Source organism: Sporomusa aerivorans (genome assembly GCF_041428895.1).
Lineage (GTDB): Bacteria > Bacillota > Negativicutes > Sporomusales > Sporomusaceae > Sporomusa > Sporomusa aerivorans.
In genome coordinates this window covers 2,403,102-2,417,279 of sequence record NZ_CP156926.1, presented here as the reverse complement: position 1 = coordinate 2,417,279, position 14,178 = coordinate 2,403,102, and the positions used below count along the sequence as shown (strand labels likewise).

Sequence of the window (14,178 nt, the reverse complement as noted above, 5' to 3'; positions counted from 1 at the left end):
ACCTCTTGAAATAACGAAACTACGCTACCGCTACGTTTTTGTGCAGTATTACGCCTTATCTCCCTGTACAAAGCAGATTTCAGATGAAGCAATGCATAAGTGACAAAACTGGCGCCACGGGCAGGGTTATACCTTCTCCAGGCGTTGATTAAAGCAATACTGGCAATTTGAAACAAATCTTCATACTCAACATGGATCCGGTATGGATAGTAGTGGCTGATAGCGTAATGGATAAGGTTTTCGTATTCCTTAAAAACATGCTCCTCTATACCCATCTTTAAGACCTCTGCCAAAACGTGTAAAAATTATGCCCCACCTGGCGGCCACGCCGTTCCCGGCAAACAGCTACCAGGCGGGGCAGTCTTGCTCAATTAAAATGATTCGGCGCCGGCTGCGACTTTTTCCTCAGCAGCAGTTGCGGATGAAGTGGCTTCATTAGGAGCAGAAGCTGCCGCTTTTTTCGGATCCCAGTCAATACCATAGTCTCTGGGGTTAAAGAGGCCGACGGCTTCAAAGTCGATGCCGATCCAGCTTTTGTCACCCTCACCTTTTTCTACTGTTGTCATCCGTGTTACCACACGATTAACACCGGTACGGGGTGGCACCATTGCCTTAACTCCTTTACCCAGATAAATGCCCTGGGCGTATTTGCCCCACTGAATGGTGGTCGTAGACGGGAAGCTCATTAAATAGATTTTAGGGAAACCTTCCGGCTGCAGCGTCACTACAGGGACAATATAAGCGATGTATCTCAACTCCAAAGATTTTAGATCATAACGGGTCTGCGCCTCGGGATTTTCCTCAAGAAAAGCCTGTAGATCCTGTTCTGCTTCTTCCCTGTCGCGCTTGGCCACAATAAGCTGCCCTTCTTCCGGTGATTCCTTCATACCCCAAAGGGTCCAGCGTTTTTCACCATACCCAACAACAACATCTATGCTGTCGCCATAATCCTCAACAACATCATCATTGGAGTCTTTTTCTACAAATTTGCCTTTTTTGCTAACGTACAGCCATGTACCGATATTAACGAAATCGAAATCCATGCCTTCGTTAACAGCCAGGAAATCCGTTTTAATAGATTCCAACATGGCCGTTATATAATTAGTGCTGGCCACCGCGGCCACCGAATTATTTACAGTCGTTACATTACTCATGAAATCATCCTCCAAAAATTTTTATAGTTACCAAGGCATAGAGTCCAGAAAGGTCTCTACTTCATCGCGCTCGGTTTTGGGCTTTGCCGGAACCAGCAATTCCAGACGCTTGTACACAGAACGTCGGCTATAATACTGGCTCCGAAGCACGCCGACATCGTAATCGACGTAATCAAACCAAATTGCCTTTTTGTTGGGGTTACCGGGGTCCGGCCTCATCAGGCGGCCTATGGCCTGCTCGACGCTGGCGCCGTTTTTACTGCCGCCGGCATCGCCGCGCTTCGGCATGGCCAGGTGGCCGCAACAAAGATTCGGTAAATCCAGACCTTCCTGCACAAGCTGCGCGGTCGCGAACAGGATATCCACATTTCCTGCCCGGCAGGCTGCAATCTGCTCTTTGCGCACTACGTTGCTGATTTGCCAGTTCTTGAATTCTTCTTCGGTATACTGCTCAACCTGAACTTCCCAACGTTTCAAGCGTTCATTGTGCCGGCACTCCAGCGCCTCGCCGGCGGCCACCAGCTGCCGGGCATTTTTTTCGGTGCCGCCAGCAATCCACTTATAACGGCTGATCGAACCGTGAACGATGGCGATACGCGGCACGACGCCCCAGCGAGTTTTAGCAAAACACTCGACCATATCGGCGAGAATATGGCAGTAACGAACACTTTCAGTGATAACGATACTGAAGCTCTGGGCGTGTTCCAGGATGTTGCCGGCTATCAGCTTGGCCCTTGCTTCATCAGCCACCAGTCTGTCCATCAGTACGCGGTAATCCAGGTCCTCGCCGCCGGCATCCACGCTGCCTAGTTCATTTCGGTCAGCGGCTTGCTCATAATCAAATCTTGTAAATATGAATTTTATTTCGGGCTTAATCAGACGGCCAGTTTCGTAGAGACCTTCTCTTTTGATTTCATGGACAATAGGGCCAATACCACGGTACATGTAGACTTCCAACTTGTCCTTACGCTCCGGCGTGGCCGTCAAACCATACATATGAAAAGGAGCAAACTGGCCAGCGAGATCGACAAAGGATGTGGCCGGGAAATGATGTGCTTCATCAATAATACAATTGCCAATCAGTGGCTTAAGCGTCTCTACCAGCTTGGGATTGTCCCCGAGCGTTTGCACTGTGGCCAAAAATAATTTACCGTCGCCCCATTCGTGTTTTCCATCACCTAATATTCCAATCTTCCCAACAGCACTAAGCAATTTTTTGGCGGCATCCCTTGATTGATACAATAGATCTTTGGTATGAGTCAGCCAAAGCGCAGGCTGTCTCAATTCCTTGATTAGTCGGATCCCCATAACCGTCTTGCCACTGCCGGCCGGTGCTACCAATATCCCGCTTTCTGCTCCCTTTAGTGACTGAATGGCTTCATCCTGATCCATCCGCAATCTATATTGTGGATTCCACTCACCAAAATCAACGGGGGGACGAAGAACAAGCTGTACAGAAAAGGTGGTCTCTGGATTATCTTTTACACCTGGTATTTTAAGCAAGTCTGCCATATATCCACGGGGAACAATGATGTCGTTCCCGTCCAACGAATAAAGCCTAAGGTATTTTTCAATGCCCCAAAGCGGCCGCTTCTTTGCTTTTCGTGCTTCGTATTCCGGATTGGGTATCGTGAGATCGGCTGTAATTTTAGCTCTGATCGGAGTGTTAGCGCCCCGGATCCGGATATTGTTGGCAAGAGTTATAATAAGCGGCAACGTTCGATCACCTCCGTTAGGTCGTAAGCCGGACCACTCAGCTTGGCATTCTGGGGGTCATGGTAATAGGTGCGGGGAAGTTCAATAACCGGCAAGGTCATGCTCTCTTTGAACACGTTGCGGGCGATGTAGCGGTACCGGTATTCTTGCATATACTTAACCGCTGTCGATAACCGGAAAGCAAAGGCCTCATCAATGTCCTTATTTAAGAAAGATACGAATACTAACCCAAAATTGCGGGGAATAACCTCGAAATTGAGTAGCCCGCGAAACTGATTGGGGCGTATAAATCCCAGCTCAAATTTGTTTCCGGCGGTACGCTTGGCTTCAACAAGAAAATTACCGTTGATCGTCGTGACGATCTCATCAGCTGGCCTTGTCGCGCCCCTGCCATCAGTTATCCGCATGCGCCATACGTTGGGGATGAGCCTCCAGGAGCGGCGAATTTCGTTCTGGAACTCTTCGCCGCGGTCATGGCGCTCTTTTTGCAGTTCACTTTTGCTCATAGTTTAAAAATTAAAACCGGGTAACAGTTTCGGGAAACGGCGTGTGGATAGGCCCATCAGATATTTATAATCAGGGTTAACATTACGTTTCCGGGATGATTTGCGCTGTTTTTTCGAGATCAATGTAAATCCCTCCCTGCCAAAAAATTGAGCAGCGCCGCTTGCAGGTAGGCTTTGGCCCGGATGGTCTCAACAGCTTCCTTAGTCGTAAACCAGGCATCGCCAGCCTCGGCCAGTTCCACATCAATTGCATTAATCTGTGCAGTTAGATTGGCCGCCTGGCGCCGCTCTTCTGCAGACGCCCGGCGTCGAAACGCATCCCGGGCCGCATCATTATTGAGAGCGATTTTTTTATCTTCCTCCATGACATACTGGTCGCGGCCTTCCCCCTCAATCTGCATAAATGCTTCCGCTTCAGCCAGTTTCACCGCGGCCTCCATTGTAGTCTGCTGCTTAACTAGATCGGCCTTATTTCTGTAGACATTTTCCTTGGCATATCCGGCCGCTTTCACATCATCCAAAGCGCGTTCCAATTGGGCGACCGTTCTTTCCAACAGGCTCGGCGCCAGAATCGGAATATATTCCGCCGGCATCGGCCGTGACGATGCGCCTAAAAGCTTTTGAACTGCAAACTTAACCTTATCCGGACCGTATAGCGTAACTAAATGCTCTAATTGTTCTTGAACATCATTCATATGAAGTTCTCCTCTCACGCAGCGCCTAGGCGCTGTTCCTGAATTTTTTCTAACGTTTTCCTAACAACATCCGGCGCTAAACTTTCCTTTGCAGCAATGGACTCAACAATATCATTAATATTGAGAAGCACTTTTTCGCCGCTACCGGTCTGGATGAGCGCCGCGAATTCTTCCATGGCGTACTGTCTCTGCTTTTCTGCTTCAATTTTTGAACGATCCAGCACCTCGCTTCCTGGCTTGGCCGACTGCAACGGAATCAATTGAATATCAAAAGTCTGCTTATCCAGCACATCAATGAGAGCTACTTGTATTGGCCGCTCGATCTCGCCGGTACTGGCGCTGATCCGCGTCAGGCTACCCGGGTTGCAAAACACCTTGCCGTCTGAACGCCGGTAGATGCCAAAACCGTGATGGTCATGGCCGGTCAGTACCAGGTCTGCTGTCGTTTTGACATCCTGAATTAAGGTGAATCGGTCAAAGGGCGGCGTATGGTCGAGCAGCATGCCATGGGCGATGTGAATTTTAAGATGCTCATCCTTCCAGTAAGTGTCGTAACCGTGCCCTTCCCGGTCCATCCTGCCGGAGTAGGGCGAAAACGTAATGGACACATCCGGATATACCATCACCTGGCTTTCGCTGAATACCCGGAATTTCGGCACCAGCTCTGCCAGCAGCCGAAGGCTTGTCCGGTCGTAAGTATCCAGATTGTAGCCGTGAATGTCGTGATTGCCGGCGCAGGTATAGAAATCTACCGGACACTCTCGGAATACTTGCATGAACTCAACCAGCACGCCGATTGATACCTCCGGCCGGTCCCAGATATCGCCCGGGCAGAGGATGGCTTTGACTTCATGCTTCTCAGCTAAGCTGAAAACTTCCTGAAGTTTGACTTTGACGGCTTCTTTATAGTCATCAGTGCGGTTTCTGGGATTGGTGCCGCGTAGATGTAGGTCACCAACAAATAAAAACTTCATGCGGCACCTCCTTTCTTTTTCGTAGCCTTCAGCAGGGCTTCGCCGACGGCGCCAACACCTTGCTGCTCCTCAGTCTCAACATAACTGTACTGACAGATATCGGTTGCGGCCGGATTATAGGCATAAATATCATGTTTCATAAGTATCCGGCGCGCCTGGCACTCCTCAAAATCTTTTCTGGCACAAGTCCGGCAGGCATGATCAATCAAAAACTCATACCAGTCTTTGAAGTCTGCAGCCTCAAACGGTATCATGCTTTGCAATTTTGCGACTTCCTGGAAGTGCTTCTTGGCTTCATTTTTAGGAACAAAGAGCACTTCCAGTCGCTGCAGGCTTTCCATGAAATTACGCTTTGCAGTTTGATCTAGGAAAGATTGGCGGCGATTCAGGGCTTTTGTGGTATAGGTTCGGGCCCGACGCATATCGGCCATAAACTGTTTGTCTGGCTTATTTGCTTTTTCGTAGTCCTCAATAATGACATCCAGGATGCCTTCGAGAATCATTAGTCGGATAAAATTCTCTTTTTCTTGCCGGGAAAAATAAGGGTTCACACTGCTTTCACCACACTTATATCAATGAGTTTAGAAGCGACATACTCTACAGGAATGGAGACTTCTACAAGCCGTTCCTCTTTGTTGCTAAAATACGCCGCTTTTATTTCCAGTGGATCAATCTTTGTGAGTAAAGCAGTTACATTCACCTCATATAAATCAGAACCATATGGAAGTCTTGCACCTGGCGAGCCCATTCTATTATGCTTAACATTAATAGCCATGCCTGCCTTTAGCACATTGGGATCAAATTGGGGCTTTTCAATTAAAACACTCATACCGTTTTCACCACACTCTTGCCATTGATTTGCGAAACAGCAAAACTGACATCGCCAATCTCAGCCAGCGCTTCGTTATGCGTAATCAAGATCATCTGGCGACCGAACTTCTGGCTATACTCCTTTAAGAAATAGGCCACGTTCGGCGCGTATTCCGCAGATACATGTTTTCCAATTTCATCCAAGAACAATGGCCCCTTAACCTCCGACAGCTCTGCTACAGCCAATCTCAACGCCAGACTCACCACATCGGCAACTCCGCCGCCCCTGTCATAATCCGGCGGCTTAAGCTGCGTAACGATGCCCTCTGACTCCAGCCAGTAGTCGACCTCTGGCCTGTTAGCCCTGACCTCAAGGGATAGCTGAAATTTGTAATCCTTGCCGAATACCACGGAAAGCGCCGAAGTGACAATCTCTTCAATCCGGCTCTTGGCCTGTTGCCGGGCGAAGTCCGAAGTGAGCTGCAGCAGCCTTTGCACCTTTTCGTTGAGATCCAGCGCCTGTGTGGCTGCCGCGCTTTTCACTATCTCCGCATCCCTCTGCTCAAAGAGCAGATCCCGCTTGGCGATTTGCTTGGTAATCTTCTCTGCAGCTTGCCGGACGTCCAGTTTGATTTTATTGATCTGATAAGAGTTAAGAGTGAACGATTGAGCGGATTCCGTACTTAAATTACGAGTTTCTGTGAACGATTTGCCCCAATCTGTATTTAAAATGTGAGTTCCGGGTGCAGAAGGCCCTAGTAAATCACGCAATGCCATAATCATGCCTCCTTAAACCTGAGGGATAAGCCCCTCGACCGTAGTCAACGTATCAGTGATATCAGTTTCCAGTTCAGCAATCTTTGCAGCAATTGTTTCCGGCGTCACGCCTTCAGCCGCCATTTTCTGAACCACTTCCTCGCGTTGCTGCTCAGCAGCCGCTTTCTGGGTCTCGGCCACGGTCTTGGCCTGCTCCGCTCTCTTTAGATTGGTCTTGGCTGTTTCAATTCTGGTTTTAATGTCCATGCATTGTATCCCCTTTCTCAATTACCCTCTCACACAAAGGGCATATATCAACTTCCGTCCATAAATCCTGAATGACTTTTTCTTGTGCAACTACCGCTGTCACGGCGGCTGCAGCCTTCCTGCCGGCGTCCTCATAGGTGCTGTGTTTCACCCGGTATACCGTCTGCAGTTCCCGCAATCGATCCAGGAGACTACGCTGTTCATCCAAACCGACAAACAGCGGTTCCGCCTGATCAATCCCTTGTAAAGCGTCCAGTAGTTTTTCCCGGGCCGCAATTGTCACGGTATGGGCCTGGTATTGGATAGACAACAATTCCAGATTGCCCAGCCGCTGTATTCCCTGTTCCACATCGGTCAGGTCGGTGGCTGCTACATCCAGGTCCTTGGTCACTGACAGTATGGCATCCACTTTTCCCAGAACTTCAAGCTGCAGTGCGTACCGGTTAGAAGATTCACGCAGGATATCCAACTTAGAGAGCAACTGGTCGAGTGCCGCCAGATATTCGCCCGCCCAATGAAGATCAGAGTAACGGGCAAGCTCCTCCTGATGCAAGGAAATCGCCGCATCGAGCTGTCCATGTCTGCTTGCCAGCTCTGATAGCAATTGCAGTCGCTGTGCGTCAGACTCCGCAGCCTGTAGGCTTTTCCCAGCAGCCGGCAGTGACACATAGTTCTGCAGTTTCGCCTCAAGCGCCGCCAGGTGTCTATCCACCTGTGTTTTCTGAAGCTTTAAAGTAGATAATGTTTCATGCTTCATTTGCAACTGATCGAACTTTTCTAAAAGCAGTTCGCAGGCATCCACTTGATCTTTAAGCAAATCAACATTGGCATACTGCTGCAGATCCTCAGTCAGCTGTTCGATCCGCTTGTCGGCCTGCAGCTTGTCCTGCCGGGCTCCATAGGTATCCTTGGCCACCGACTTCAGAGCCTGGTCGACAATCTCCGTGCCAGCAATCTTTCCTAACACTTTGGCGCCGGCCGATGGCGGTTCAGAAATCATAAATGGCGCATCCAATTGAAACGCAAAATTCAAAGCCGTTTCAAAGTCCCCGAACGTCTGTCGGGTGATGCCGAGCGCCGTCGTGACTTCCGGCGGTACATCGGCCTGCTCAAAGATTTGAGATTTGCCGCCGGCCGGTACCAGATGATAGACGGTCCGGCCGCCTTTCCTGCGGCCTTTTGTAATGACCGCCCCATCATCCAACATAACTGTGACTATCGCTTCACCGGTCGCCTGATTAACAAAAGTCTCGCCGGCCGGCTCGTTGAAAGCCACCCAGCGTATCGCCCGGATGAGCGCTGTTTTGCCGGAGTCTGTAGGCCCGGTCAGTACCGTGAGTCCCGGACTGAGGTTAAACTGACTATCAACGTGCGATTGGAATCCTTTGATTTGAACAGATACAATCACGAAATCACCCGCCTGACCATACGTACTTGCCTACAATTGATCAATTTCTCGGAAACCTCTATTTTAACGCTTGGCTTTGGGTCCCATCCTGGCCGGCCTTCTCGCCGCATGCATTTCTTGCACTGCCGTACGGCGTCCAGTTCTTTTTTGAGCGCTCCTTCCTGGTAGATGCAAGTCGGGCAGGTGGCGCCTTCATTGATGTATAGGCTTGTCAAAAATTTTCACCTCTCTATGCATATATGGCTTGCATACTGCATATCCTATAATGGAGAAGTCTGCGATATTGGCAGGGTTAATAAATTAACCTTGATAGTCATATAACGCATCCTCTCCGTTATTCACAAGAGTACCTTCCCATACTGCCCGCGACTCGTTCCAGGACATCTGATATTTTGCCGGCAAGGGTATCCCGGAACTTGCCAGGGATTCACTGAGATAAGGATTTCTGTATCTGGACTTTTCCAGTTTTATCAGATATGCGCTGTCTTCATTAGGAACAATAACGGCATGCATCCGGTCAGGAGACAACCCGATAGCAACCAAGTAACCCTGAAAAATTCTTCGGATACCGTTCGATAAAGAGAATCTGCCGTCCCCGAATACCGTTAGAAACTGGTCTGTTTGCTTCAGGCTGCCATCGTACCAGGTGTAATCCGGATATAACGTTTGATAATCAAGGTTGCCATCTTCTGTGGAAAGATATGAGCCGATAGCTTCCGGCAACTCGCCCAACAAATCTTCACCTCCAACGTTTACTGGCTCTTCCAGCGACGCCACCTTCGTGATCAGCTCCGGCAACTCTTCCAACGTAGGGTCGGAAACGGTGCCCGTTTCCACGGCCTCGATGATAGCGGCGGTTTCCGGTGGAATATCGGGCTGTGATTCTGCTGCCGGTTCCTCCTGAAATTTATTGGTATTTAATTCCGGTGCCTGATCCTCGGGTGGCGGCCAAGGATGAAGGCCCAACACCTTTAATCTGGAATATAGCGCTGCATCGTGCTTGAAACTATACAATCGCTTTATATCCTGCTTAGTGCAGCCACACTCCAGTAAAAGCGCCCCATCGGCTTTAGTCAGGTCCATCGGCTTCATGTAGGCCGCTTCCGATATCGGCAGACCTTGCTTAACACACTCAACCGGTGTTAGGCCGATATAGGTTTTAACCTCACCAGGCGGGCAGGTGTGCGCTTGCTCGCGGGCTTTAGAGGGAATTGGTTCTCTCATTACTTCTTACCTCCACCAATGGAGACTGGTGTGCCGGCAACTTGCATTGCGCAGTCCTGGCAGACATTCTTACCCTTAAAATGAGTGATATCATTGGCATTACCGCAGAACACGCAAGCCGGCTCATACTTCCTAAGGATAATCTGGTCACCGTCGACAAAGATTTCGAGGCTGTCTTTCTCGGCAATATTAAACGTGCGGCGCAGTTCAATAGGAATAACTACACGGCCCAATTCATCAAGTTTGCGTACAATACCGATTGATTTCAAGTAAATCCCTCCCATTGTTATTTGGTTTTCAGTGTGCTAAAATATCCGTAACAGAATTTTTCTTTAGTCCGGTTAAGCCGGGCTTTTTTTATGGTGTTTAATGCCTAATTTTTCCTCGGCGTAATCCGGACGGATTTCCAAGCCTTCCAGTTCACGCCATTTTAGCCAAAGCTCCTTGAGGAAAATCTTAATCATAAACCGCACCGCGCGGTTGTGCTTGTGCAGCTTGGTTAGTTCGGCAGTTCTGGGATCGCATTCTAATCTCTGCTTTTGCCCATCATATAAATCCCGGTATGGGCTCCTGAGCTTAATGAAACTGCTACCCAGCACACCGACCAGCTTTGTTTTTAAAAACGGATTAAACGTAATTCCCTTTTTGATCTGCTCCTTACCGTCTTTGTCAAGATAAGTCTGCTCTACCAGGTGATGCGCTTTCTTGGACCGGCCTTCTGTCGTGCCATCTTCATTGACGACTACATCCAGCCCGGCATACTTCCAAAAGGCGCTGATTGAATTTGCCTTGTGCGGATCGAGCTCCGAAATAATTACCGCCGACATGAGGGGCCCGCAACCTCTGACTTGCTGCAGAAATGCTGTGTAAATCGGGAAGGCTTTCAGCATATTGGCGATATTCTTTTCTAAGATTGATTCCTTTTCCAGCATGTCCACATAGCAGCCGACAAGCTCGAATTCAAATTGGTCCGTAATCACGCCGGGATGATCCTTGATTAGTTTGGCCTTGGCCCGATTCGTACTGGAGGTCAGGGCGTCTGACAGGCGTTTGTAATCATCGGTTAGGGATTTCAGTAGCTTTTGCGCATCAATATCCATTTCCTCGGTTTTGGTTCCCGGTGTCTGTCCGAGCTTAATCCGGACGTTTTGGCAGATGCGGTTACCGATTTCAATACGCAGCTGCTGGCAGTCATAAAACGATTTGGTAAGTGACCGCATGAACTGTTTTGACAAAATAAATCGCTTCCTCTCCTTGGATTTTTAAAGTTGGTGGCTTGACGCTTAAAGTTGATGGGTTGCTTTAATGTGTTGGCTCGCAACAGATGATTGGGTTACTTATAGATAATGGCTCGCTCCGGTTTAATGGATTTCTGGCAAATAATGACCCGCTCTAATTTCTTGGTTAGCTAGATAGGCTTGGCTCGCTTTTTGCCCATGGGGTGCTACATCGCGACGACTCGCTGTTCTACAATGGATTTTTTATGAATAACGACTCGCTAAAAAAGTTTGGGTTACTTTGCAATACTGGCTCGCTATTCAGACTTGGTTTTCTCCCAAATTTTGACTCGCTTACATCTTGTGGTTTACTCGGTCTAGCTGACTCGCTTGACACGACTGGTTTTCTTGCGTTCATTGACGCGCTATAGTCCAATGGATTTCTTCCGCAACTTGGCACGCCCCTTGTAATGGGCTTCTTTCTATACTTGGCTCGCTATAAATATTTGATTCACTTTGCGACGATGGCTCGCTAAAAAAGTTTGGATAACTTTGCAATATTGACTCGCTTAAAAGCTTCGGATTCCTACCCGCTTGTGGCTCGCTAATTTGTTTTGGTTTACTAAAAGCCTGTGGCTCGCTTACTGATAATGATTTACTTGCTGTGACTGACCCGCTTATAAAAAATGGTTCATTATATTCTTCTGGCTTGTCTTACACTCAACGCTCATGTTAAAATTAACCCAACAGAATTTTTCTTTAGTCCGCTCTAATGGGCGGCTTTTTTTATGCGCGGAATTATCCGCTCTCCCAGTAAATGATTAACACGAGCCTGAGGCCCCCGAATACGATAGATCGCGTTATGAAACCTAGCAAGGATAATGAATTGACCTTGCTGGATCTTGGCGGTAATCATTTTAATGTTCACCTCCCTGCGAAGGATCCGGAGTGAAGTCCGGGCAACCTTTCATTGCATGGCAAACCTCTTCCTCCGGGCAAGGATCCTTTTTGCACTGCTTGGCACCGCAGTAGCTCGTAGCGCAGCGCCGGCACCAGCAACGGAGATTAGTCACTTCCGAACCTCCTCTGGTTGTGATTACGATTATTTACTACTAACTGCAGTTTGAGCGCGCGCCAGTCGCCAAGCTCTCGGACCGCGATGACTATGGCTGCTACAACAGCTGCGCTGGCCCCGATGATTACTGCCATGGGAATATGAAACCATGTGGGCAAGATTTACGCCTCCTTTGCTTTTTCTTCCGATTTAATGGCTTGCTTAACTTGGCTAAGAACCATCAGCGTTTCGCCTGGCGAAAACGCAAAGAGCCGGATCAGGCTGAGAATGTGGGCAGCCATGGTGTTGACTTTGAACATAGTACTCACCTCCCTAATGCCTCAGCCAATCCATTGCATATAGCCTTGTCAATTTTGCCCTTTAGTTCTTTAAAAATACGAATCAGAAATGGAATAGTGGCTATCCCTACGCATCTGGAACGGTTACTCACCTCGTGAAAAACCATAAATTCGTCAAGTCCATCCAGCACAACAGTATCTTGACCGGGTATTTCGATAGTGATTTTGGCCTTGGCAGGCTCAGTTACATCAAACATAATGGACGTATCGACTTTTTCCTGAGCAGCTTTTTTAATCATTGCGTTGATGTCTAACATCTCGTTGCCTCCTGTTTTTGTGATTTTAAAAGAACAATCTATATCAAGGGGAGTCTTGCAATACTCCCTCGTGGCGGGTTCCCGCGACTCCCGATGGCTAGAAGCTGATCGGGAATTTCGGCCAGTACCCGGCTGGCCTCATCAGGCGGGGGCATCATTGATTTCCTCCCATCCTCTTTTCTCGGCTTCGATGTTCAGGTCAATCTGGGCCTCATCGAAACTGTCGCGCCACGGTACCGGTCGCCAGCACTTACCACGTATTAACCCCTTACCGGCTTTTCCTGGTTTCCGGTAAAACGTCTTATAGGTATCTCCGCCAATTCCGGCCTGAACGAAATACTCCCAACCTCGATTGTCTTTATAAGCTTTGACAAGCCGGCAAGGTGATTCGTTCGGGTGTAGTATGCCGGGTACGCCAGGGCAAATACGGCTGGAATCATTCTTCTGCGGGCACATGCAGCAGCGGAATTTCAGGTATTCGGGCATATTGGGCCTCCTTTCAAAATATTTTTATTGATCAGCAGGATTTACAGCATATGTTCGCCAAGTAATTAGGTTGCGGTTTTACAGGAAATTACTGGATTACCGTCGAAATATCGCCTCAGAAGGAGGTGATTGAAGTGTCGTATGAATTTTACAATGCAGCCGAAAAAATTCATCAAGACTTGAGGGAAGAAATCGCTGAATTACAGGATTCATTGTCTGGTGATGAAGGTTTAGAAATTGTGATCAGCGGAAGTCCTTCGGATTTTATTCTGACCGGTATTGGCTATTCGGGCCCGGATTTACTCGTGTTTTACGGACACTGCGATAAACGCGAGGTTCGCATATTACAGCATGTATCCCAAGTAAATGTTTGTCTAAAGATTGTAAAACGGAAAAATACAGACATTCCTCGTGTGACGATTGACTTTTTTGTTCTTCCAGAAGATGAATAATCCTATCCAACTTACAGTCCAGTTGTTCCAGCAACTGGACTGCTTCTTTTTGCTTGTCCACAGTCTCACCTCGCTTTCCTATACTTCGCAGCCGCATTATACAGGTCCATCTCCACACACATGCCATACAGATACCGACTCTTCAGTGATGCTGCATCCTCCGGGTAACAATAACTGCCATTCTTCACCTGCATCCATTCCAGAGTGGCGTCAACGACCGGCTTCATAAGCTCAATCTGCGCCATGGCCTCAGCAAGCTCTTGCTGCAGCTCGCGGAGCGGACATGCTACCTTTGTAACATCCAACATGCTTATCACCACTTCCAAAAGCCATTTTTACTGCGCTTCACCCAATGCGGGTATGTTTTTAGCAGTTCGCGATATTCGCGCCGAGAGATTTTGACCAAGATTATCACCCCCTTTGCATAATTTTGAGGTTGGATGGATATACAAATACTAGAGGAGTCCGGCCTTTACGCCGGGCTTTTTTATTTAGCTTTTCGCCCCAACCTAACAGCATCCGGCGGCCGGCCTTTATGTTTGCGTTCAGAGCGCGGCACTAACTGCGGAATGTTTGCCATGTTAATTGGTATGGGCATATTCGCCTGTAATTCACTGGCTTTTTGTTCAGCGTAATGCCGTATTGCCTCCAAAGCAGCTTCAATATGAATTTTTACATGCGTCTTACCAGTCGTGACATATGGAAGCTCTCCCTGCTTTACCATGCGCCGGATAACACCATCCGGTAAATTGACCCGCTTGGCAAAGGCAGCTATGGTTTCAAATGCTGGTTCCATTTAGATCGCCTCGCATTTTTTACAAATTGTTACAAGGAAAATTTAGG

20 protein-coding genes and 1 pseudogene are annotated in these 14,178 nt (G+C 48.4%); 1 reads left to right on the top strand and 20 read right to left on the bottom strand.

The annotated features are described in order from the left end of the window. Positions 1–56 precede the first annotated feature (56 nt). From SATMO3_RS11210 to SATMO3_RS11125, 18 genes and pseudogenes are all read right to left on the bottom strand, one after another. A pseudogene (locus tag SATMO3_RS11210) lies at positions 57–275 on the bottom strand (sigma-70 family RNA polymerase sigma factor); the annotation flags it as partial. Between the two features lie 96 nt (positions 276–371). Then, entirely contained in the window at positions 372–1,154 is a 783-nt protein-coding gene (locus tag SATMO3_RS11205) for a hypothetical protein (RefSeq protein ID WP_371380872.1), read from the bottom strand. Positions 1,155–1,181: 27 nt separating this feature from the next. Then, complete coding sequence (locus SATMO3_RS11200) at positions 1,182–2,870, bottom strand: DEAD/DEAH box helicase (protein WP_371380871.1); 1,689 nt, start codon at positions 2,868–2,870, stop codon at positions 1,182–1,184. Next, positions 2,855–3,376, bottom strand: a complete 522-nt coding sequence (locus SATMO3_RS11195; protein WP_371380870.1) for a hypothetical protein — start codon at positions 3,374–3,376, stop codon at positions 2,855–2,857. The genes SATMO3_RS11200 and SATMO3_RS11195 overlap by 16 nt, the downstream gene beginning before the upstream one ends. A gap of 119 nt (positions 3,377–3,495) precedes the next feature. Further along, complete coding sequence (locus tag SATMO3_RS11190; protein WP_371380869.1) at positions 3,496–4,071, bottom strand: hypothetical protein; 576 nt, start codon at positions 4,069–4,071, stop codon at positions 3,496–3,498. A 14-nt stretch (positions 4,072–4,085) separates the two neighbouring features. Beyond that, a complete protein-coding gene (locus SATMO3_RS11185) occupies positions 4,086–5,045 on the bottom strand; it encodes an exonuclease SbcCD subunit D (protein WP_371380868.1) in 960 nt (319 codons plus the stop codon). Next, positions 5,042–5,596 carry a DUF5651 domain-containing protein gene (locus tag SATMO3_RS11180; RefSeq protein WP_371380867.1) on the bottom strand — a complete coding sequence of 185 codons (555 nt, stop codon included), beginning with the start codon at positions 5,594–5,596 and terminating at the stop codon, positions 5,042–5,044. Before SATMO3_RS11180 ends, SATMO3_RS11185 begins: the two co-directional genes overlap by 4 nt. Then, on the bottom strand, positions 5,593–5,874 hold the full coding sequence (locus SATMO3_RS11175; RefSeq protein WP_371380866.1) for a hypothetical protein: 282 nt from the start codon (positions 5,872–5,874) through the stop codon (positions 5,593–5,595). The genes SATMO3_RS11180 and SATMO3_RS11175 overlap by 4 nt, the downstream gene beginning before the upstream one ends. Continuing rightward, a complete protein-coding gene (locus SATMO3_RS11170) occupies positions 5,871–6,632 on the bottom strand; it encodes a hypothetical protein (RefSeq protein ID WP_371380865.1) in 762 nt (253 codons plus the stop codon). The genes SATMO3_RS11175 and SATMO3_RS11170 overlap by 4 nt, the downstream gene beginning before the upstream one ends. A 12-nt stretch (positions 6,633–6,644) precedes the next feature. Further along, on the bottom strand, positions 6,645–6,878 hold the full coding sequence (locus tag SATMO3_RS11165) for a hypothetical protein (protein WP_371380864.1): 234 nt from the start codon (positions 6,876–6,878) through the stop codon (positions 6,645–6,647). Continuing rightward, complete coding sequence (locus SATMO3_RS11160; RefSeq protein WP_371380863.1) at positions 6,868–8,286, bottom strand: AAA family ATPase; 1,419 nt, start codon at positions 8,284–8,286, stop codon at positions 6,868–6,870. The genes SATMO3_RS11165 and SATMO3_RS11160 overlap by 11 nt, the downstream gene beginning before the upstream one ends. Positions 8,287–8,586: 300 nt before the next feature. Beyond that, positions 8,587–9,510 carry a hypothetical protein gene (locus SATMO3_RS11155; RefSeq protein ID WP_371380862.1) on the bottom strand — a complete coding sequence of 308 codons (924 nt, stop codon included), beginning with the start codon at positions 9,508–9,510 and terminating at the stop codon, positions 8,587–8,589. After that, a complete protein-coding gene (locus SATMO3_RS11150) occupies positions 9,510–9,779 on the bottom strand; it encodes an AbrB/MazE/SpoVT family DNA-binding domain-containing protein (protein WP_371380861.1) in 270 nt (89 codons plus the stop codon). Before SATMO3_RS11150 ends, SATMO3_RS11155 begins: the two co-directional genes overlap by 1 nt. A 72-nt stretch (positions 9,780–9,851) precedes the next feature. Then, the gene (locus SATMO3_RS11145; RefSeq protein WP_371380860.1) at positions 9,852–10,745 is read right to left on the bottom strand and encodes a transposase; all 894 of its coding nucleotides are present in this window, start codon (positions 10,743–10,745) and stop codon (positions 9,852–9,854) included. Between the two features lie 1,047 nt (positions 10,746–11,792). Next, positions 11,793–11,960: a hypothetical protein gene (locus tag SATMO3_RS11140; RefSeq protein ID WP_371380859.1), complete on the bottom strand. Its 168-nt coding sequence runs from the start codon at positions 11,958–11,960 to the stop codon at positions 11,793–11,795. A gap of 3 nt (positions 11,961–11,963) precedes the next feature. Further along, the gene (locus tag SATMO3_RS11135) at positions 11,964–12,101 is read right to left on the bottom strand and encodes a hypothetical protein (protein ID WP_371380858.1); all 138 of its coding nucleotides are present in this window, start codon (positions 12,099–12,101) and stop codon (positions 11,964–11,966) included. A 5-nt stretch (positions 12,102–12,106) separates the two neighbouring features. After that, a complete protein-coding gene (locus tag SATMO3_RS11130; protein WP_371380857.1) occupies positions 12,107–12,397 on the bottom strand; it encodes a hypothetical protein in 291 nt (96 codons plus the stop codon). 141 nt (positions 12,398–12,538) lie between these two features. Next, positions 12,539–12,883 (bottom strand): hypothetical protein, encoded by a 345-nt coding sequence (locus tag SATMO3_RS11125; protein ID WP_371380856.1) that lies wholly within the window; start codon positions 12,881–12,883, stop codon positions 12,539–12,541. Between the two features lie 134 nt (positions 12,884–13,017). On the opposite strand from SATMO3_RS11125, the gene SATMO3_RS11120 reads away from it, so the two are divergent. Further along, positions 13,018–13,335 (top strand): DUF6173 family protein, encoded by a 318-nt coding sequence (locus SATMO3_RS11120; RefSeq protein ID WP_371380855.1) that lies wholly within the window; start codon positions 13,018–13,020, stop codon positions 13,333–13,335. Positions 13,336–13,400: 65 nt separating this feature from the next. Here the strand turns inward: SATMO3_RS11120 and SATMO3_RS11115 are convergent, their stop codons facing one another. Further along, entirely contained in the window at positions 13,401–13,643 is a 243-nt protein-coding gene (locus tag SATMO3_RS11115; protein ID WP_371380854.1) for a hypothetical protein, read from the bottom strand. A gap of 179 nt (positions 13,644–13,822) precedes the next feature. Continuing rightward, complete coding sequence (locus SATMO3_RS11110) at positions 13,823–14,131, bottom strand: hypothetical protein (protein ID WP_371380853.1); 309 nt, start codon at positions 14,129–14,131, stop codon at positions 13,823–13,825. Between the last annotated feature and the right edge of the window lie 47 nt (positions 14,132–14,178).